At 44.0% G+C, this 21,107-nt stretch carries 17 protein-coding genes, 1 pseudogene and 1 riboswitch; of the genes and pseudogenes, 9 read left to right on the forward strand and 9 right to left on the reverse strand.

All coding sequences use genetic code 11. From position 1 onward, the window contains the following. The first annotated feature begins 13 nt into the window (after positions 1 to 13). The 4 genes from LROSL1_RS01270 to LROSL1_RS01285 all read left to right on the forward strand — a co-directional run bounded on the left by LROSL1_RS01270 (position 14) and on the right by LROSL1_RS01285 (position 4,784). Positions 14 to 1,258: an MFS transporter gene (locus LROSL1_RS01270; protein WP_178913455.1), complete on the forward strand. Its 1,245-nt coding sequence runs from the start codon at positions 14 to 16 to the stop codon at positions 1,256 to 1,258. Further along, on the forward strand, positions 1,239 to 2,000 hold the full coding sequence (gene aroD, locus LROSL1_RS01275; RefSeq protein ID WP_404825827.1) for a type I 3-dehydroquinate dehydratase: 762 nt from the start codon (positions 1,239 to 1,241) through the stop codon (positions 1,998 to 2,000). The genes LROSL1_RS01270 and aroD overlap by 20 nt, the downstream gene beginning before the upstream one ends. Positions 2,001 to 2,099: 99 nt before the next feature. Further along, positions 2,100 to 3,035: an FAD:protein FMN transferase gene (locus LROSL1_RS01280; RefSeq protein ID WP_225440542.1), complete on the forward strand. Its 936-nt coding sequence runs from the start codon at positions 2,100 to 2,102 to the stop codon at positions 3,033 to 3,035. 18 nt (positions 3,036 to 3,053) lie between these two features. After that, positions 3,054 to 4,784, forward strand: coding sequence for an FAD-dependent oxidoreductase (locus LROSL1_RS01285; protein ID WP_178913457.1), 1,731 nt, complete (start codon positions 3,054 to 3,056; stop codon positions 4,782 to 4,784). Between the two features lie 426 nt (positions 4,785 to 5,210). Here LROSL1_RS01285 and LROSL1_RS01290 read toward each other — a convergent pair whose 3' ends face one another. From LROSL1_RS01290 to LROSL1_RS01305, 4 genes are all read right to left on the reverse strand, one after another. Next, a complete protein-coding gene (locus LROSL1_RS01290) occupies positions 5,211 to 7,190 on the reverse strand; it encodes a KxYKxGKxW signal peptide domain-containing protein (protein ID WP_178913458.1) in 1,980 nt (659 codons plus the stop codon). A gap of 210 nt (positions 7,191 to 7,400) precedes the next feature. After that, positions 7,401 to 7,799 (reverse strand): ArsC/Spx/MgsR family protein, encoded by a 399-nt coding sequence (locus tag LROSL1_RS01295; protein ID WP_178913459.1) that lies wholly within the window; start codon positions 7,797 to 7,799, stop codon positions 7,401 to 7,403. 63 nt (positions 7,800 to 7,862) lie between these two features. Beyond that, complete coding sequence (locus LROSL1_RS01300) at positions 7,863 to 8,756, reverse strand: IS3 family transposase (RefSeq protein WP_178913460.1); 894 nt, start codon at positions 8,754 to 8,756, stop codon at positions 7,863 to 7,865. Further along, entirely contained in the window at positions 8,753 to 9,424 is a 672-nt protein-coding gene (locus tag LROSL1_RS01305; protein ID WP_178913461.1) for a helix-turn-helix domain-containing protein, read from the reverse strand. Before LROSL1_RS01305 ends, LROSL1_RS01300 begins: the two co-directional genes overlap by 4 nt. A 439-nt stretch (positions 9,425 to 9,863) precedes the next feature. Between LROSL1_RS01305 and LROSL1_RS01310 the strand changes: the two genes are divergently transcribed. Then, entirely contained in the window at positions 9,864 to 10,436 is a 573-nt protein-coding gene (locus LROSL1_RS01310; protein ID WP_178913462.1) for a hypothetical protein, read from the forward strand. A 93-nt stretch (positions 10,437 to 10,529) separates the two neighbouring features. Continuing rightward, positions 10,530 to 13,691 (forward strand): bacterial Ig-like domain-containing protein, encoded by a 3,162-nt coding sequence (locus LROSL1_RS01315; protein WP_178913463.1) that lies wholly within the window; start codon positions 10,530 to 10,532, stop codon positions 13,689 to 13,691. A gap of 93 nt (positions 13,692 to 13,784) precedes the next feature. Here LROSL1_RS01315 and LROSL1_RS01320 read toward each other — a convergent pair whose 3' ends face one another. Further along, positions 13,785 to 14,861 (reverse strand): DNA glycosylase AlkZ-like family protein, encoded by a 1,077-nt coding sequence (locus tag LROSL1_RS01320; RefSeq protein WP_178913464.1) that lies wholly within the window; start codon positions 14,859 to 14,861, stop codon positions 13,785 to 13,787. A 155-nt stretch (positions 14,862 to 15,016) separates the two neighbouring features. Between LROSL1_RS01320 and LROSL1_RS01325 the strand changes: the two genes are divergently transcribed. Further along, positions 15,017 to 15,691 carry a GntR family transcriptional regulator gene (locus LROSL1_RS01325; protein ID WP_178913465.1) on the forward strand — a complete coding sequence of 225 codons (675 nt, stop codon included), beginning with the start codon at positions 15,017 to 15,019 and terminating at the stop codon, positions 15,689 to 15,691. A 105-nt stretch (positions 15,692 to 15,796) separates the two neighbouring features. Here the strand turns inward: LROSL1_RS01325 and LROSL1_RS01330 are convergent. Then, positions 15,797 to 16,042, reverse strand: a pseudogene (locus LROSL1_RS01330) (type II toxin-antitoxin system PemK/MazF family toxin); the annotation flags it as partial. A 92-nt stretch (positions 16,043 to 16,134) separates the two neighbouring features. Continuing rightward, positions 16,135 to 16,413, reverse strand: coding sequence for an AbrB/MazE/SpoVT family DNA-binding domain-containing protein (locus tag LROSL1_RS01335; protein WP_178913466.1), 279 nt, complete (start codon positions 16,411 to 16,413; stop codon positions 16,135 to 16,137). A 127-nt stretch (positions 16,414 to 16,540) separates the two neighbouring features. Beyond that, positions 16,541 to 16,604: riboswitch (Fluoride riboswitch) on the forward strand. Positions 16,605 to 16,660: 56 nt separating this feature from the next. Here LROSL1_RS01335 and LROSL1_RS01340 point away from each other — a divergent pair. Next, positions 16,661 to 18,937: an HAD-IC family P-type ATPase gene (locus tag LROSL1_RS01340; protein WP_178913467.1), complete on the forward strand. Its 2,277-nt coding sequence runs from the start codon at positions 16,661 to 16,663 to the stop codon at positions 18,935 to 18,937. 42 nt (positions 18,938 to 18,979) lie between these two features. Here the strand turns inward: LROSL1_RS01340 and LROSL1_RS01345 are convergent, their stop codons facing one another. After that, positions 18,980 to 19,831 carry an alpha/beta hydrolase gene (locus LROSL1_RS01345; protein WP_178913468.1) on the reverse strand — a complete coding sequence of 284 codons (852 nt, stop codon included), beginning with the start codon at positions 19,829 to 19,831 and terminating at the stop codon, positions 18,980 to 18,982. Between the two features lie 171 nt (positions 19,832 to 20,002). Here LROSL1_RS01345 and LROSL1_RS01350 point away from each other — a divergent pair, with 171 nt between their 5' ends. After that, complete coding sequence (locus tag LROSL1_RS01350) at positions 20,003 to 20,512, forward strand: GNAT family N-acetyltransferase (RefSeq protein WP_178913469.1); 510 nt, start codon at positions 20,003 to 20,005, stop codon at positions 20,510 to 20,512. 95 nt (positions 20,513 to 20,607) lie between these two features. On the opposite strand, the gene LROSL1_RS01355 is transcribed toward LROSL1_RS01350, so the two are convergent. Next, entirely contained in the window at positions 20,608 to 21,039 is a 432-nt protein-coding gene (locus tag LROSL1_RS01355; protein ID WP_178913470.1) for a flavodoxin family protein, read from the reverse strand. Between the last annotated feature and the right edge of the window lie 68 nt (positions 21,040 to 21,107).

Consider the following 21,107-nt stretch of genomic DNA (forward strand, 5'->3'; position numbering starts at 1 on the left):
AGGAGTACAGGTTATGAAAAATAAGTATATGCCGACTGCACTGAGCTTGTACTTAAACTACTTTGTGCATGGGATAGGTGTCATTATTTTGGCACAAAATATGGCTCAACTAGCACAACACTGGCACACGACCGCCGGCGGAGTTGCAGTAGTCATTTCTTCATTAGGAATTGGTCGATTATTAGTGCTACTTGTTTCGGGTGCATTATCGGATAAATTTGGTCGTAAACCATTTGTATTACTTGGTATTGCCACATATCTCTTATTCTTCGTTGGTATTGTGGCTAGTCCAAACATTACGATTGCGTATATCTTTGGTATTCTTGCCGGGATTGCTAACTCCTTCCTAGATTCGGGAACCTATCCAGCATTAATGGAAATGTTTCCAAAGGCGAAGGGAACAGCCAATGTAATTATCAAAGCGTTTATTTCTGCTGGTCAATTTATTTTGCCTTTGTTTGTCAGCTTTTTAATTGCGGGAAACATCTGGTATGGCTGGTCGTTCATGATCTGTATTGCAATTTTGGTGTTGAACGGTATTTTCCTGATTATTGCTGGTAAATTTCCAGTGGCCAATCAACTTCCAACGGATGTACAAGCAGATGATTTAACAGATGAAAAAGCTGAATCTAAAGGGAATTTGTGGTTTGATGGGACATTGTTTATTTTATACGGATACATTTCCCAAGCGACATTTTATTTAGTCAGTCAGTGGTTGAGTCAATATGGTCAAAAGATTGCTGGTATGGGTGAAACAAGTTCCCGAGCTTTGATTAGTTATTACAGTGTTGGTTCACTGGTCTGCGTTTTTGTCACTGCCGCATTGGCTAGAAAGGCTGTCAAAGAAATTCAGTTTTTGGGTGTATATACTTTAATCTCATTTTTATCATTACTAACTATGTATCTCGTTCCGAATGGATTAGTTTGTTCAATCATGTCTTTCGTAGTTGGTTTTTCTGCGGCTGGAGGCGTAATGCAACTAGGATTGACCGTTATGTCTACTTTCTTTCCTAAAGGGAAAGGAACCATCACTGGGGCCTTCTATACAGCTGGTTCCATTGCCTCGTTTACGATTCCACTGTTTACAGGGATGATGGCAAGCAATCTAGCAAATATTATCTTGTTTGATGTTTTCATCGCATTAGCCGGTTTCGTTGTTGCGGTGTTAATCACCATTCGTTACTATCATTTGTTTGGCAAAGAAGAAGTGGAAGCCTCGAAAGGAGAGACTAATCTTGATCAATCAAGCAACAGTTAAACTCAGAAACATCACTCTTGGTGTTGGTCGTCCGAAAATTGCGGTGCCGATTACCGGTAAAACAGCAGATGAAATTGGTGAACAGGCTCAGAAGATCGTCACGGTCAAACCAGATGTTGTGGAATGGCGAATTGATTATTTTGATGGTGTGTTGGATGCAGGGCAGTTAACCCAAACAGGTCAGCAATTGCGCCAAATTCTTGGTGACATTGCGTTGCTAACGACCTTCAGAACCAAAGGTGAAGGCGGCGAACTGGCATTGGCCGATGATGGTTATTTCAAGGTTTGCGAGACTGTTCTTCAAGGGCACTTTACCGATGCACTAGATATTGAACGTTTTCATGATGAAACAGCCGTGAAAGGATTAGTTGGCGAGGCCCATGAAGAAAATGTAGTCGTCATTATGAGCAATCATGACTTTGACAAAACACCAGCTGCTGATGAAATTCAGTCACGTTTAACAGGTATGGTTGAGCTCGGCGCTGATGTTGCCAAGATGGCAGTAATGCCTCATAACGCTAACGATGTTCTGACGTTATTAACGGCCACTACTAAAACTGCAGCGTCGGTAAATCAGCCGCTGATTACAATGTCGATGGGTGATTTGGGCAAAGTTTCTCGAATTGCGGGTGAAACTTTTGGCTCTGCATTAACGTTTGCAACAGTTGGTGCCGCTTCAGCACCAGGACAGATTCCACTACAGAATTTACGTCAAGAACTAGAAGATTTGAAGTTGAACTAGAAACAAGAATAGCATGACAGATGGGCCGACCAAATGACTGATTGTTGGTCGGTCCGTAGTTTATCATTGATCAGGCAGTGTGAGTCAGGAGGTATTGCGGTGTCGAACGAAGTGACTACAAAAAAGTACGTTTCTCAGTTTGAAATGTTTGGCACGGTGATTTCACTGACCTTATTCAAACGCGATCAGGCTGTAGTCGAGACCGTTTACGATTACTTACAGGATGCGGATCGGATATTTTCAGCTAATCGGGAGGATTCCTTGTTGATGAAGATTAACCGTCAAGCTGGTGTGCAACCAGTGCAAGTACCACGCCAGTTGTACGATCTGATCAAACGGGGTGTAGTGGCGAGTCGCAAATACCGTGACAGTTTTAATGTCTTGATCGGTCCACTTGTGAAACTATGGCGAATTGGTTTCGATGGACAGCGGTTGCCAGATCCAGCAGATATCAAGGCACGGTTGCAGCTTATCAAACCCGATGATGTTCTGTTGAATGATGAGCAGCAAACGGTTTATCTGAATAGGCGTGGAATGGAATTGGACCTGGGCGCGATTGCCAAAGGGTATTTTGCCGATCAAATTATGGATCTGTTGCAATCGAATGGTTTGAAAGCTGGCATTGTGAACCTTGGTGGTAACGTTCAATTGTTTGGCCGCAATCCGTTAACTTCGGATGGCCGGTGGCATGTGGGCATTCGCAATCCGCAACAACCAACGGGGCAACCGTTGACGACAATAAGTACGGTGGCAGAAAGTGTTGTGACTTCTGGTATTGATGAACGATACTTCATTGTTGACGGTTACAGATATCATCATATTCTTAGTCCGTTAACTGGTTATCCAATTGATAACGATCTTGCCTCTGTTAGCATCGTGACACCGGAATCTACATTGGCTGAAATCTTGACGACGGTCTGTTTCTTTGCAGGTAGTCGTCGTGGGCTCGAATTGGTTGATCATATGATAGATGTCGAAGCCGTTTTTGTTACCCGTCAGAATAAAATATTAATGTCTCGTGGTTTGGAAAGATAAGTAAAGGAAGAATCCATTATGAGCAATGAACAGCAAATTACCGGCCAGGCTAATGGTCACAACGGTATTATTAATTATGAAGTGGATGTTTCAAATGACCATATCGACGATTTTAAGGTGTTAAAGCATTCTGAAACGCCCGGTATTTTTAATCAGGTGGTTGACACACTTAAGCAAAATATTATTACTAACCAGTCATTTGATGTTGATACGATCAGTGGTGCGACCGTGATGACAAAAGCCCTATTAACATCGGCCAGGTCTGCGGTTAACGCGGCTGCTGTTAAGTTACATTCGGTTCCAACAAACACGGAGCATCAGGATGTTGAACTAACCGCAGACGTTGCCGTAATTGGTGGTGGTGAAGCCGGTTTGGTTGCCGCTAGTCGGGCACTCAGTTTGGGACACAAGGTGATTTTAGTCGAAAAAAACGGTTATCTTGGTGGCGCAACTATTCTTAATGGTTCTAACGTGACGGCCACTGGTTCAAAGGTTGCGGCGCGCATTTTCCCAGAACAGCAAGATTCACCGGAACAATTGTTCAATGATGTGACAAAAGAAAGTCGTAACACGAACTTGCCTGAGTTAACTAAATTAATGGTAAATAATATCGGTTCAGCAATCGATTTTGTCAGCGACTATGCGGATCTCGAGTACCAAAAAGCTCAAACACAAACGCCCGAGCACTCTGTGGAACGACAGATTGAGTTGCCGAGTGCTTCTAGTTTTGAATTCATAAAAAAGGTTCCAGCGGCATTTAAACAAAACGGTGGTCAAATACTTTTAGATGCCCGTGTTGAAAATATTTTGACCGATAATGATCGTGTAACTGGTCTTGTAGCAGAAGCTAAAAATAAAACGATTACTATTCACGCACAGGCTGTTGTTTTGGCCGCAGGTGGGTATGGTGCCAATCAGAAGATGCGTGGCACTGAAAGTGAAGGTATCGACTATTATGGCCCAATGACATCTACGGGGGATGCGTACAGCTTTAATGACAAACTGAGTTTGAAATCACACGATCTCGGTTGGTACAAAGTTTATCCACATGGTGTTGAAGTGGAGCCGGGGATTGCCAAACTGACAACGTACGCTTCAAAAAAAGCCACTGACATGGGCGCCATTTATGTGAATAACCGTGGTCAGCGGATCGTTAATGAATCAGACGTTTACGCCAAGTTCCGAGATGCTATTCTTGATCAGCCGGGCAAAGTTGCGTTTATGGTGATGGACGAACGCACTTGGAAAGAAGTTTATGCTTTGCTGGTGCTACATGATTTCACTGCGGCTGAGATTAAGGGCTACTTTGATAATCCAGACAAGAAGCCAGTGTTTGTTAAAGGCGGTCTACGTGAGGTTGCTCAGGCAGCTGGCATCAATTCTGATCAATTGGTTAAAACGGTTCAACACTATCAGGAACAGGCCAAAACGGGAGAAGACCCAGACTTTGGTCGTGATGCGCAGTACTTACATCAGTTTGACGGTGAAACATTCTACGTTGTTGAGCAACGTGATCGGTTTGCGACAACGCTTGGTGGTTATAGTATTGACCCGTCGACCATGCAACTTAAGAATACAGACGATCAGGATGTGACTGGTTATTATGCTGCGGGTGAAATTGTGGGCGGTGCTAACGGCCATGATTCCATGCCAAGCATGATGAATACATGGGGAATTTCCTCGGGATATTTGGCTGGCACCTATGCTAGTCAAGCGGTGGAGTCTGAAAAGACAGCAAGCACTTATTAAACTGGGCTAAGTTGAATTTGATGCAATTTTTCGTTTTCAAACCAACTGACCCAACTAATCGCCAGACTAGCTAGCCTGGAGACAGGCTAAAAATGAAGTTAATACAAAACAAATAACGCCACTTCCGCGATGGAAGTGACGCTATTTTTGTAGGCGCACTCGGCATGCATATGATATTAAGTGCTAGGCGGTGAGAGCCCGCTGTGACTTTTACTAGCTGAGTGACATGCTAAAGATTGTCGATTGTAGCTTATGGAAGGGGGTAGGGATAACTGGGGCGCATAGTACCGTTTTTGGTAAATAAACGATGAAAGTTTCAAGCCCCTACCTCCTATTCTGTTCCTTTTGATTAAAGACAATACATTCTCAAACGCTATTGAGACAACGACAATCTTAATTTAATTTCTTGCAAATACTGACGACTTTTCAGTGACGCTTTTTATAGTTGAACCCGAGCAATCCTAAACCCATTGAAACAACACCTAGAATTTCAGCCGTAAGCGAAACCTGTTGGTTGGTCTGTGGCAATACATTATTTGAGGCCTGAGATTTTTCATGACGTAATTGTCTCGTGTTTGTGATCGGTTTTATCTTCTGTGTTGGCAGTGGTGGAGTAGGCGGTGTCGATGGGCTAGGCGGAGTAGGTGTCGTCGGTGCTGGTGGAGTAGACGGTGTCGTCGGCGTCGGTGGAGTCGGCGGCGTCGGTGGAGCAGGTGGTGTTGGTGGAGTCGGCGGCGTCGGTGGAGTAGGTGGAGTCGGTGGAGTAGGCGGTGTTGGTGGAGCAGGTGGTGTTGGTGGAGTCGGTGGAGTCGGTGGTGTTGGTGGAGTCGGTGGAGTCGGCGGCGTTGGTGGAGTCGGTGGTGTTGGTGTAACGGGCACCTTAACCCATATGATTAAAGGTAGTAGGTCTTGAATAATTGGATACTCTGTCTCGCCTAAGATGGTTTGGATTGACTCTTGTGAATCGGGATTGGTATTGAATATTTTTGTCGCGGCTGCATTCCATAGTCTGTTTACGTTTGCATATGGCCAGTCTGAAGATATCTGCTCCATGATGCGTCCTGGTATAGCGACTGGAACGATATTGAAGCCATCTTCTTGTACAGGCATTTCTGGAGATTGATTTAAGTCACCGCTTGTTCCCCACTGTATAAAGCGATTCCAAAAGTCCTGGACAATATTTGTTATTTGGGCTGCAGATAAGTCCGGGTATTGTGTGGCAAACGCAGTATTGAGAATGGACAACATTTGAGATATGTCTCCCATTGAACCCGTATCAATTATTTGTTGAATTCCTTTGTTGACCGCTATTGAAGCCGGTGTTTGCACATAGTCATTAAGGATTTTTCCCGTCTTCAAGGTGGCATCGATAAAATCAGTGATTTGAGACGAACCAGCGGACTCACTAATGTTTTCAATTCTCTGAACGTATTGACCCACGACATCGTCTGGTAAAGATCCTGTTGACGATTCAAAACGACTTATGGAAATAGTCAGTTTGTTTAGTAGCTCAGTGAGGCGGGCAATGCTAGTGGCAGTTTGGACGAGGCCGCTTTGTTCATTGAGAAACACATGAATTGCATCTCCAGCCTCGAAAATCGGATTGCTAAGTGAAGTTGGCAGTCCCTGCAATGATGTCTGAACCTGAAAGGTTGATACAATATCTGATAGAGCATTATAGAAATTATCAGAATCAAGTGTGTTTGAAACTCCGTCGTTGTTTACGCTGCTAATCATTTGGTCCAAACTTTGTTGAACGGTCATTTCCTGGTTACTCGTAAGAATATGTGATTTAACTGCACCGTTTAGTGCCGTCTTTAAATCGTTCGCGGCCTGATTTAATTGTTCAGTGTCGATAGCCTGTGAAGTCAAGCTACGTGAGTCAGATGATTTATCTTCCGACATGGTTTTGGAGGCTTGGTAGTTAGCAGAACTAGACGTGGGGGACGGCGAAGATGCTTGGACAGGCGCACCTGAATGATTAGATGTCAATGAATTTACATCGTTTGAAGATGAATCTAAGACAGTTGCGGCATGAGAAGTCAATACTGTAGAACTACTTGATGATGAGTAAGAGTCATTTTCAGGTTTTGGTACATTTAAAACTGATGACGAAGATTTGCTGGCAATTGTTGATGTATTAGATGATTTTTTTAATGTATCTGCATGGGACGACACGGTTGACGTGTGAGTATTATCACTTGCTGACTGACCACTAGATGCCAATGAGTCAGAGCTTTCTGTATTAAACGTTTGAGAAGGTGTATCTGGTGTGGATGCGCTGACATTCACGTTAGCAACAGCAAGGTCAACTGAGAAAACCGTCAATATTGTTATTCCCATGTACACCCAGTGCTTACCAGACTTATACATTTTATAATGTTGCTTCAGTTTTGAGTATTTCATCTTGTAAGGCCCTTCTTTGCAGAGTGAAATTATTCAAATTTTGCTTAAATCTGTACATGTAATTGGTGATCACTGCACTTTACAGTTCCAATAAGTTGTACACAACTTATTGGAACTAGTAATTGAACAAAAACCTATTTTTATTAGTGAAGAATTGGCTCAGTCCGCACAAGAAAAAAGCGCGGACTTTTAGTAACTTTTGAAAGCGTGTTACCCATGGCTTGCCAAAAGTGCCCGCATTTCAGCAATCCGTTCTTTGTGGGAGATGAATACGCCGAGTTCTTCTTGACCGTGGGTTACCAAGAGGTTTCTCTCGTCATCAAAGATGAGTGGAAAATGAATCAAGTGACTGTCTAGGCTCATCATCTGTAACAAATCATTCAAGCTCATCGCATCTACGCCAGATATTGATTTCAAAGATGTTGATCGACGAGCCAAGATGGAATCTACACCATCTTCTGAGGCAGCAATGAGTCGCTTTAAGGTCTTAACTGACAATCGATCATGCTGAGTGATCCTTCTTTCAGTAAAAGGCACGTTATGTCTTTTAAACCATTGAACAGCTTCTCTAGATGGTCGATTAGATGGAGTGGTATAAATTATTACCATAGTTAATATTGCACTAGGCCCTGTCAAGTTGACAGATGAAATAATATAAACTTTTGTTTGTCTCTAAACGGCTTCATTCCAGTATTCATCTGGAGTGAGGCCGTTTCTTTGTGCCGAACGATTATGATGATTGAAGTATTCGATGCCGTCTTCAACCAACTCCACGAGCTCTTGGTAGGTCTTTGCCAGCGGATGACGATCCATCCAGCGAAGTTTGAACTCATTCCACCAGCGTTCCATTGGGGCGTTATCATATGGTGTTCCTGGACGAGACATGCTTCTCGGGACATGATGACGACTTAAAAAGTTATTAAATGCTCCGGCTGTGTACGCTGGGCCACGATCCGTATGCACCAGTGGATGAACATCGCCAGATGCCTCAAACGCACGGTGAAAAACTTGAATCTCCGCTGCCGCAGTCTCAGTAACGCTAAGATTGTAAGACAACAATCGGCGTCCATAGAGGTCCATGACGCCACTTAAGCGCATCTTGTACTGGCCGTTTACGCCGTACGTTAACTCTGTTGAATCAGACAGCCAGACCTCATTGGGCACCTCCACGTCAAAGTCCTGGTTGAGCACGTTGTCTAAGATATACTGCTCACTTTCTTTACGTCGATGATGTTTCTTAACCCGAATTTGACATTTCAGTCCGAGTTCACGCATCACACGACGAACCATTTTTATCGTAACTGGGAAGTCAATCAATTTATCATGTTGGAGATTGATCAAGAGATTTCCAGCTCCGATACCTTGGTGATGAAAATCGAACCAATACTGTGTTCGTTCCTTAAGTGCTCGGTCTCGCTGCTCCCAAGCAGTCTCTGAACGATTCAAACCTTTATGATAGGCCTGACGGCTGATCCCAATAAGGCCTAATAACTTTGTGATGGCTCCGTGCTGTCCTTGACTGACTTCCTTGATTGCGTGGTAGGCCAGTCGGTGTTGTTGATTCACCCCTTGCGCTGAAGTTCCTGTAATTTTTTTGCGAATGCTTTATATAACTCCTGATCTTTGAGCCGCGATTCTAACTGGCGAATGCGGAGGTTGGCCTTATCTAAATCAGTTAGTTCGTGCTCTGGTTTGCGGTGACCACGGTTATCCACTAGTGCCTCATAACCACCATTTTTGGCCTTCAAGACCCATGAGCGAGCTTGTTGATATGAAACTTGAAAATGATTAGCTGTCTCAGTGTAACTATGTTCACCCTTAACAACGTATTCGACAATTTCAATGCGTTCTTCGAAAGTTGTTTTTCGACTCATGATGGGGACCTGCTTTCTAGACGGCGAAGCCGTTAATTTGTCTCCATTATACTTTGAAATCCATTCTTCAAGTTGTCGTGTTCCACGTAAACCAAATTTTATGCTAAGCGTTTCAAGTGTACCTTCGCCTGCCAAGTATGCTTGAACGACCCTTAGTTTAAACGTTTGAGAATAGTGGGCATTGTTTCGCACTGCTTGTAATCCTGCAGGTCCATATCGTTGGAAAAGTCCAATCCAACGTTTCAGTGTCTTGGGGGTAATTCGCTTCATCTTGGCGAAGGTGCTTAAAGAAATTTCTTGTTGCTGATACTCCATAATGATTGCCAGTTTTTGTCGTGTTGTATGTCTTGATCTAGGCATAGAAAAATCCCTCCATGATTGATAGATGAATTATGATATTTCATCTGTCAATCATGAAGGGATTATCGCATATACCAACCTTTTTCTCAAATTTTAAAAGCCTTAGTCAATAAATGGCTCACGCTTGAATAGTACATATACACGAATTGGTATACATATATTATTTTCCCGATTAGCCCGTCACAAATTTATCTTTTTGTAGCGAGTACATCTTGTGGACGATTTACAAGCACAATGATATATTGTAGTCGCTAAAAAATCAAGGGGGTAACACTTGTAGTAGCTAATGTAAAACGATTGAATTTGCGATTGGCAAATCAACGGTTTTCATCATCAACATCGACGTGTTATTGACTTGCTTAGAGCAGACTAAACAAAACATGAGTGTTCCTTGTAAATGTTACGTTCGGACACAAATCAATAAAGAGGGAAACTAGATATGAAATTTAGTGCCTATAACAAATTACCGTATGAAGATGCAGCCAAAAAGAAACGAGCTTGGATTCCAGGAGCATTTTTGACGATTGGAATGTTTGGTGTTTTTACCTATTCCGGAATTTCTGAAATAGTTCATGCAGACACTGGATCAACAGATGCAACCGCAATCAAAGCGACCACAACAAATTTGACGACGGAAACAGCGCATGCATTAAGTGCTTCAAGCGCGGTTTCGAGTAATACTGGTTCAGAAGGCACACTAACTAGTGATGTTTCAAAAGCATCATCAACCCCGAGCGCGGCAGTGAATAGCAATACGTCCCCTTCGACACCAAGTAGTGAAATAAGTGCATCGAGAAGCACAGAAGCAACGAGTCAGTTTGAACAAAAACAGGATGCCCTGAGCGGCAGTGCCGTAGCCTCATCTAGCGCTGCGCATTCAAACATGCAATCGACTACCTTATCGGACACTAACAGCCATTCAGCAAGTAGCGCCGATCCTAATACCCAATCTGCTAAGGAAAATTCAGTTGTATCAAGTGCAACGAGTCAAGCTTCAATGGGGGACAGCTAATTATCTTCGGCAGAAAGTGTAACTAGTCAGGCTGAGAGCGACACGGAGACTACAGCACAGCCTGTTCAACAGAATCCTACACACCAAGCCCAAGTGACACCCGTTCAAACGAGTTTCACATTATCAAGTGCATCTCAAGTCACTGCGCCACCATTAAATCAGGCACCGGCGTTGTCCAATTTCTTTGTGACTGGTCAGGGCGACTATATTTTATTTAATGCATCTGGTGTTTTTGATTTATTTCCGTACAGTGTTACCAATTTAAATAAGCAACTATATGGATTTTATGTTGTGTTGCCGACATCGATTACGGGACAAGGTTTGACCGTTATGCAAGCGGCGGCGGATGATCTAGTGGCCCAAATGAAGGCAAAGGGCTTTTCAATTGATTCTATGACAGCTTACCAATTGAATGATACGACAGACGGCCGGCAGGTTTATTATTTCAGACCTAATGATGGTGCTAATGACACCAATGCAAACATATCGTCTAGTTGGCCAGTTCTTCATCTACCTGTTCACACGGGTGCGGATGTTAGCACAACCCCTAAGGCAATAAGTATGAATGCCAATACGATGAATGAATTAGCATCGAAGGGCGTGCTGTTTGCTGGTTCCGGTAATTACACAGTGGGCGGTGGATCATATCCCACAATGTCAGCGAGTTCGCTAGGCATAAATGCCCCAGATGCAAACTTAATGGGGATTGTCTATTCTGGCATTACTAGGGTATTGACCTATACACATGCGACGGTGACGGATACCTATAACATAGTTGATGCCGAAACTAATAAAGTCATCAAGGTGTTGACCAAAGTTGGGCAGGATGGAACTCAGTATTCTCGAAAAGGTTTTATTGACTCGTTAGTCGCTTTAGGACTTGATCCGGCGATGTACGTTAACACTGATATAAATGTCAACGATGGCACGTTAACGGATGATATAACTCTCACACCAGCACAATGGAGTTCAGGTCAAACATTTGTTGCTGGACATACCTATACAGTAACCGTTGGGCGCGTTAAAACTAGCGTTACCGGTCATGATAGCAACTTGATTGCCGGCCCAAAGACGACATGGACGGCTAGTGATAACTTTGATGGAGCGACTGATATCAATGGCAAGGCCCTACAATTAGTCGATGTAAAAGTTACTGGTAGTGTAAATACGCAAGTTCCCGGCGATTATTCGGTAACGTATGGTTACGTGGATAGTCAAGGCAATAATGTCAGCAAGAAGGTAGTTGTTCATGTTACAGCCACTCAAGCGTGGGTATCAGCACATGACAGTAACTTGATTGCCGGCCCGAATACTACGTGGACGCCTAGCGATAATTTCAATGGCGCAACTGATGCTAATGGCAAGCCACTACAGTTAAGTGATATGACAGTCACAGGAACCGTAAATCCGCAGGTTACTGGTGGGTATTCAATCACGTATAGTTATGTGGATAGCCAAGGAAATTACGTTAGTTGGACGGCGGGCGTGTACGTCACAGCCAGTAAGGCGAGCGTAAAGGGTCACGACAGTAACTTGATTGCCGGCCCGAATACGACATGGACCGCAGGCGATAATTTCGACGGCGCGACTGATGCTAAAGGCAAACCGTTGCAGTTAAGTGACGTCAAGGTGACCGGCAGCGTAAATCCACAGGTTCCGGGCGACTATTCTGTAACGTACAGTTATACGGATAGCCAAGGAAATAATTTTGATAAGACGGTAGTTGTTCACGTTACAGCTAGTCAGGCGAGCGTAAAGGGTCACGACAGTAACTTGATTGCCGGTCCCAATACAGCGTGGACTGCCAGTGATAATTTCGATGGCGTGACCGATGCCAATGGCAAACCACTACAGTTAAGTGACGTCAAAGTAACTGGCAGCGTAAATACACAGATGCCTGGTGATTATTCTGTAACTTACAGTTATGTAGACAGCCAAGGAAACGATGTTAACAAGATGGTGGTTGTTCACGTCGCAGCAAGCCAGGCAAGTGTAACCGGCCATGATAGTAATTTGGTTGCTGGTCCCAATACCACGTGGACTGCTAGCGATAATTTCGACGGCGCAACTGATGCCAATGGAAAGGCCTTGCAACTCAGTGATATAAAAGTAACAGGCACTGTAAATCCACAGGTGCCTGGTGACTATTCTGTAACTTACAGTTATGTAGATAGCCAAGGTAACAATGTCACCAAGATGGTGGTTGTCCACGTTGCAGCTAGCAAAATTAGTGTATCAGGTCATGACAGCTCCTTAATTGCTGGTCCCAATACCACGTGGACGCCTGCTGATAATTTTGATGGTGCAACTGATATAAGTGGCAATCCACTGCAAATAAATGATGTGAAGATAACTGGTAATGTAAATCCACAGATGCCTGGCGATTATTCAGTAACGTACAGTTACGTGGACAGTCAAGGCAACAGCATTAGTAAGACAGTAACTGTTCATGTCACGGCTAGCCAAGCCAGTGTAGACGGCCATGACAGTAATCTAGTTGCTGGTCCCAATACCACATGGACTGCCAGTGATAACTTTGATGGCGCGACTGACGCTAACGGGAAAGCGCTACAGTTAAGTGATATAAACGTGACTGGAAGTGTAAATCCTCAAATTCCCGGCGATTATTTGGTAACGTACAGTTATGTGGACGGTCAAGGGAACAATGTCAGCAAGACTGTTGCCGTTCACGTCACCGCTAGCCAAGCAAGTGTAGACGGCCATGACAGTAATCTAGTTGCTGGTCCCAATACCACATGGACTGCCAGTGATAACTTTGATGGCGCGACTGACGCTAACGGCAAGCCGCTGCAACTAAACGATGTGAAGGTAGCCGGTAATGTAAATTCACAGATGCCGGGCGATTATTCAGTAACGTACAGTTACGTGGACAGTCAAGGAAACAGCATCAGTAAGACAGTAACTGTCCATGTCACGGCTATTAAGAGTGAAACAAACGATCAGAAATCCGCAGGTGATTCAAGTCAAGAATCATCTACCATAGCCAAACCTGGCATGACTGCTGCGACTGAATCTTCAACGCAAAATCAAGAAAACGTGTCTGTAGGAGTAGCAAGGGACAGCCTGCCAAAGATTTCATCTGCGTCTGGTTCCCAAAAATCTCAAACTACGAAAGCTAAGACCACGGCACTACCGAAAACAGGGCAACATGCTGAACAAAGTCTGTCTCTGCTAGGGTTGATTTTGGGCCTATTGGGATTTGGTTTGTACCGTCCCAAGCGTGATAAAAAGTAAATTGGGTTATTTGAAATAAAAGCAGCCTCCAAATGAAATGGTTTTAACCAACTCATTTGGAGGCTGCTTTTGATGTGATTGCAATGCAACGCGTTAACTTTTCACACCATAGGCTTTCCCAGTGTACGTGATTTTTCCAAGCGCTCGTCCAAAAATAGTGGCGTATTCGGCTAGCCGCCGTGCAATCAGTCGTTTGCGCTGTTTATTAATAATCTTGTATGCTTCCACGGTGGCATTGAGCTTCTTTGTTGTGAGTTGATATCGCCAAGTGCCGTACAAATCACCATCAATTAGGATAATCGGCTCAATCTGTCCGCCAGTATGCCAAATCTTCTTTTGATGTTTCGTGGTGAGCCACGTTTTGTCCGCATAGCCAATCAGTAGGGGGTCAAACTTGCATAGCATGATGAGCGCAGGCATTTTGGCGGGCAAATTATCTGTGGGTCCGTAGTACGTTTTACCGGCGTATTCAAACGTTGCCAAACTGCTCAAATCCATCTCCGTAAAGTGGAGCGCCGTTTGGGAAAGGCCAGCAAAGTGGGCGTAGTCTTGCAAGGTGGCCGGACCATAAGCGGTAAAGTAGGCAATTGCATAACGCTGAAGTGTCGGTAAAAGCGATTGCTGAGGCACTGGCGAACAGGCGGTGAAACTGGTATTGGTGGCGGCAATGGCAGGCAGGTACAACCGGCCGTGCATTGATTCGTCTAGCAGCAGAGCACTCCAAGTGAAGAGGATGGGGGCTTGCTCGCCAAACTCAGCGAACAGCTCGTCACGGGTAAAGTGGGGATGAGCTTGGCCAAACGTGTGAAAGTGGTCGAATGCCTTCTTCGGATCGATGTTGTTTTCGCGCAGGTGTTTAGTGACCCATGTGGCACGGTCGCCGAAAATGGTGACGAATTCTTGCCACGAGTGTTGCGTGAAGAGATGCAAAGTTTGCCGATTGCCCCAAGCTTTAACGATTGGTGACGCCTGCACGGCTGTTTGAAAGTCTTGCGGGGCGATGTTGTCGATTCGATTATATAAATTTAGTAATGCAGCATTGCCGTATTGGGCTTGGATACCCAGTAAGTGATCGACCGTTTGTGACAGCGTTCTATTGGCAGGGTTAACCAGTAAACTATTTTGGAGACGCAGGTGCCGAATCTCCGTTTGCGTGATGGTGTTTGTCATATTAGTTCCTTTACTGATTCGAATTAGTTAACATTAGTAAAATCCGCGAGTTTATAAATGATGCGACATCTGTATTCTAGACCAGATGTCAATTTAGCGTGCCAAGTTAACAATTAGTGTATAGTGTATGTAATATTTCAAACGAGGTGGATAATATGCCCATTCCAAAGAGCCAACCGATCAAACGTGAGACGGCGACAGACCATGCTTATCAGCAAATTCGCAGCTGGTTGATTGATGGCACGCTAGAACCAGGCGAAAAACTGGCAGAAACCGCATTGGCAAACGCGATTTCGATTAGTCGGACACCAGTACGTGAGGCTTTACAACGTTTGGCAACGGATGGTTTCGTCATTATGAATACAGGTCAAGTCACGCGGGTGGCGCCACTGTATCATGATGACGTAGCAACGTTATACCAGCCAATGGCCGCCATTGAAGGACTAGCTGCTCAGCTAATGGTCAGCAAAATTAGTCCTGCCGAGCGTGATGAACTGCAAAAAATCGATTCGCGGTTAACGACGGCGCTGCATAAACAAGATGTTGAAACAGAGCTGAGCGTTGACCGAGCTTTTCACGAACAGGTTTTAGCGGTTGTTGACAATCCATATTTAACGCAGTTTAGTGATTTCCTATACAGTCACATTTTACGGTTTGAAACATACTTTTTCAGTCACCACAATGTCAGTATTGACATCAATGGTCGGCAGCACGAAGCGTTGTTAAGCGCAATTGATCATCATAATGCTGAGGCGGCCAAACAGGCGTTGACCAATGATTGGTTGGAAACCATGACACAGATTCAACGAGCGCAGGAACAAGATAACTAACTTTAACATACTGTATACAATGTCCACTGGATGCAATAAAAGATACCCCTAATTATTGGCTATTTTGAAGTCTAATAATTAAGGGCATTTTTTCTTGAAGCGATATTAGATTGTTTGCGTGATATTAGTAAGGACTTGCGATAAAAGATCTTGGAGTAATGATTCCACCAATACTGGTTGTCCCTCTAAATAATCGAAAGATTTCAGTTGTTCTGTGAAAATAGTGCCATTAGTATTTGTGCGTTTATCGAGTTTAACGTGCAACGGATGATAGTAATTTCCATGTGAGATTGGCACCAACCACATAAAAGGTGATGTGTGAGATAGAATTTGTTTGCTAACTACCACTGCGGGTCGCCAGCCTCGTTACTCATGGCCTTTTGAAGGGTCAAAACTAAGCTTTATGATGTCACCTTGTTTCGGCAAATATTGTGACTCTGTCATCACCAAATCTCCTGTCCAGTTGAGGGTGTGTCCCAGTCCTTGAGATCATTAGGCTGTTGATAACTTTCAGGAGTTCCCTTATATTCAGCGTATTTTTCTGACAGTGTCTGGGTAACTGGTTCAAGTTCAACAATTGTTTTACCATTTGATTTTTTGGTCTTAATTTTTAAATTGTCACCGACTTCCAGATTGGCTGCCTTTAGAATACTTTTGCTTATAATTATTCCATTACTATTACCCCAAGGTCGTAGTTTAACGATAGAACTTTGATTAGTCATCACGCTCACCACCTTTTTAGCAAAATATAAGCACATGTTTAAACTTTGTCAAAGGATTAATCCTCTCAAACATCATAATCGCAAAAGATTGAATTCATCAAAGTTAAGCGATACAATACCCGTGTAAAACTTAATAGGCGATGACGTTCGCCGCAAATAATTATTGATAATTTGATGACGTCTACTGCATGTGTATTTTTCGTGCAGTAGGCGTTTTTTTTATTTATATTGGAAAGGTCGATTAGCTATGGATAAACAATTGACGCTAGGCGGTTTAAGTCGCCAGGAGGCCGAAATACGTCTTCAACAAAATGGACTTAACGAAGTTTCGGAAACAAAATTCAATTTTTGGAAGGCCATACTTATCCGCCTTTGGGAACCGTCAGCATGGATTCTCGAAACGGCATTAGTGATTGAAATTATTCTTGGCAAAGAGATTCAGGCTGGTTTTATTGTTTTGATGTTACTATTCGCTGCGGTGAACGGTGCAATTCAATCTGGGCGATCCAGCAAGGTGTTGCATCAACTTGCGCACGAACTAACCCCTCAGGTTTCCGTTTGCCGATCAAAGCAATGGCAAAAAATGGATGCTAAGAAACTAGTGGTTGGTGATCTAATCAATTTGCGAAGTAGAGAAATTGTGCCTGCAGATGTGAAACTCGTGTCGGCAGATCTTGAGCTGGATGAAAGCAGCATTACTGGCGAATCGAATTCGGTCAAGCGGCAGAAAGGCGAGCGGGCATTTGCTGGAACAGAAGTTGTGAGCGGTGATGCTTTAGCAATTGTGACGGCAACGGGGATTAATAGTCGTTCTGGCAAAACAATCAGTTTAGTTAATCAAAATTCTGCCCCTGGTCACTTGCAACAACTGTTAGGAAAAATCATTGGTTATCTTGCCATTTTGGATGCTATCTTAGCCGTTATCATGATTATTGTTGCCGTCGTCCGACACGAAAACTTGATTGAAATGTTACCGTTTTTGGCAATGCTCTTTATTGCGACAATTCCGATTGCGATGCCTTCAAGTTTTGCAGTTGCCAACTCAGTAGAAGCAAATGTATTGAGTAAAGAAGACGTACTAGTTAGTGATTTAAGCGGAATTCAGGAAGCAGCTAACATGGATGTTTTACTGGTTGATAAGACGGGTACAATTACTGTCAATCGCCCACAGGTAACGGCGTTTTATAATCTATCTGAATTGACGGACGATGAGGTGATCCGTAACGCTATTAGCGCGGCGGACATTGTTAACTCAAGTGTCATTGATCAAGCCATCATCAATTACGCGGCAGACAAGAACGACCGCTCATTAACCGTCAAACAATTTCAACCGTTTGATGCGACTATTGGTTATTCGGTCGCAATCGTTGGGCCTAATAGACAATCCATTTACCTTGGGGCGCTCAAACGGTTGATGACGATTGACGATGGTCAAACTCCCATTCCCGCAACGGTTGATTACAATGCTGGCCGAACGGTAGCGGTAATGCGGAACAATCGATTATTAGGCATCTTTGTCTTGCAGGATCAACCACGTGCTGACAGTACGGCATCGATTCAGGCATTGCAGGAGCGCGGCGTGAAGGTAGTAATGCTGACTGGTGATAACCGGAAAACGGCCCAAATTATTGCCAATCAAGTTGGTTTAAACGGAACCGTTTTACCCTTCGCCGATTTAAACAATGACACAGCGATTGACAAGTTAGCTGGAATCGCAGAAGTTGTCCCCGAAAATAAGTTAGCGATGGTCAAGCAATTTCAACGTCGTGGCTATATCGTTGGCATGACTGGCGATGGTGTTAATGACGCGCCGGCACTCAAACAGGCCGAAGTGGGGATTGCTGTGGCAAATGCGGTGGATTTAGCCAAACGATCAGCCAAGCTAGTGCTCATGACGGATGGCTTAAGCTTAATCGTTAAAATCCTCGATAGTGGACACCGCGTTTATCAACGAATGATGACTTGGACGATTACCAAGCTTTCGCGAACGGCTGAACTAACAATGCTGCTCACGTTTGGTTATCTAGTCTTTCATTTTATGCCTCTCACATTGAATGCCATGATATTGGTAGCGATTCTAAATGATTTGGTAACGTTGGTTCTCGGAACGGATAACACGCACATTAGGTTACAGCCAGAAAAATGGAACCTGAGTAACTTAAGCAAGGTAGCAGGCGTGTTTGCAGCGGGATGGACTATCGTCGGGGCTGTGTTTGCAACGACATTAGTTAAAATGGGTTATTCAGCAGGTCAGGTTAGCACAGGGTTGTATGTTTATTTAATCTTTAGTGCGATGTTAACGATTCTGATGACCCGAACAACTAGGCCGTTCTGGCGGAGTAAGCCTAGCTTAGCAGTGATTATTGCGATTACGCTAAACTGTTTGTTGACGTTGCTGTTAGCTGCCTTGGGATGGGGCATCACTCAGATTTCAGGGGTGTTAATTGGTATGACTGTCGTTTTGACGATTATCATAGCTATGGTATTAACATTAATCTGGAAATTGATTAATTTAAGTCGTTAGGCGGCATAGATTATCAACATGAGCTGATCTAAGGTTAAATCATTATTTTCCCCACAAGAACTGAATAATATACCGGTTAACTTCATCGTTATCATGCAACTTGCTATGTTGGGCATTCGATCCTTTGATCATGTGCTCAACATAGCTTTTTGGTTTGCTGCCTAATAAATATTTCAGTGATTGCGCTGACACGTTGCTGACACTGCCATCAGAATTAGAGCCGTCACCGAGGTTGCCGTAGATATTCATAACGTCAACTTGATTCGTTGGATAATTATTACGGTGTGTCAGCATGTACCTGTATGAACTGTTAAGATGCTGTGGCTTGCCATTTGCTAACAAATGATTGCGGTTAGCTTTGTCGTCCATACCGAGGATGCCATCAAAATGACCGGCCAGATCGACCTGCTTTTGCAGTTGAGGGAGTGAACGTTGCTTGCCGTAGTTGACTTCGTAGTACATGAGGGCCAGATTGCCCATTGAGTGAGCGACAACGTTGAATTTAGTGATGTGATATCTTTTCTGCAGGGTGGTCAGTACGTTTTTAACCCACTGTGCATCGTTGTTGTAATTTGATTCACGGTTATTGGCAAACAGCACTTGGACAAGTGGATTGACCTTGCCCGTTTGCCACTTACCACTGAGCGTTACGTGACCAGAACGGCTGACATGAGCGGTCAACACTTTTTGTGCGGCCCCAGCCTTTTGAACGGCTGCGATAATATTGTTAGCAGACGAGGGGCCACCACCGTAACCGTGCAGGAAAATGGTCGGTGTTTGAGAATAGTTGTATTTGCTATGATTTTGCTTGATGGCTGCTTGTGTCTGAGTGGTGAGAACAAGCGTTAGCGCGATGACAAACGTACCGAGTAGTGCGAAAACTCGTTTGAACATAATGTAAATCCTCCACTTGAATGATTTTTGGTATCGCTATTGTACGGTGCCTGTTTTGAATTCGGCAAACAAAGCTATTTGATTGTTGGAAATTTGTCACTTAGTGCGCAATTTGCAATTGACTTTGACCATGGAAACACTGATGATCGTAACCAACAGGAGGCGATGCAGATGGCAAGTGAGATTACGATCCGTCCCTTTGTGGATACAGATGCCGAGAAAACCGCCGCCATGGTGAAAGACGTGTTACTGACGGTTAACGTTAAAGATTACGGCGAGGCGCTGATGTTAAAAACGGCTGCTGAACATGATGCGGCACATCTTCGTGCGATGGCGCATTATGCTAACTTCTACGTTGCTGTGAACGATGTAAACGAAATCGTCGGTTGCGGCGGCATTAGCAATTATTGGGATGTGCCACAAGAGGCAATCATTTTAACGGTGTTTGTTGAGCGCCATCAGCAGCGTGCGGGAATCGGTCATGAAATGATGCGCCAGCTGATGAATGATCCTGTGTTTTTGCGATCCAAACGAATTGAAATTCCGGCTGCCATCAGTGCCGTGCCATTTTACAAACAGTTTGGCTTTGACTATAAAGACGGCCGAACGGAACCAGATAATGAGGGAAATATTCGGCTGGAACTATTCAGGACGATAAAAGATGATCATAAGAAGGCTTAGCTAGCTCAAAAGCGTTACTTGAGTGCATTTTATCGCACCATTCAAGTAACGCTTTTTGAATTTATAGACCATTCTTCCTTAGACTGGTTGATTATTTAGTTATGCGCCAGCATGCTTTCAGCAAACGTTTTAACGGCCTGGATTTGCTCAGGTTTCAAGGTGACATCTTTCTTGGCACCAATCATGCCTTTACCGCCCATCATTTGATGGAAGTGGCCGATCACCGGAATGCCTTGTTTGTCAGCCAATTTGGTTAAGGACTTATCGGCCGGCGTTTCCGGGCCACCAGAAGTAGTGAAGATGGCGATGTGTTTAACCTTGGTAGCGTCTAAAGATCCCACAAAGGCACTCAGTGTTTTATCTGGACGCAACATGTAAGTACCACCGCCGACAAAAAGGACATCAACTGGATCAGCAGGCAACGGCGTGTCGATTTTTTCAGCCTGAACACCAGCCACTGCTGCAATTTGATTGGCGAATGCCTCTGTGTTGCCATTACGAGTTTGATAGCGAACTGCAATTGTCATACTAAAGCCTCCAAGTTCTAAGTAATCTTGGCTTTAGTATAGGTGCGAAAGAAAACGTTTGCAAGAAC

It is taken from the genome of Furfurilactobacillus rossiae, from assembly GCF_013394005.1.
In the GTDB taxonomy this organism is placed as follows: domain Bacteria; phylum Bacillota; class Bacilli; order Lactobacillales; family Lactobacillaceae; genus Furfurilactobacillus; species Furfurilactobacillus rossiae.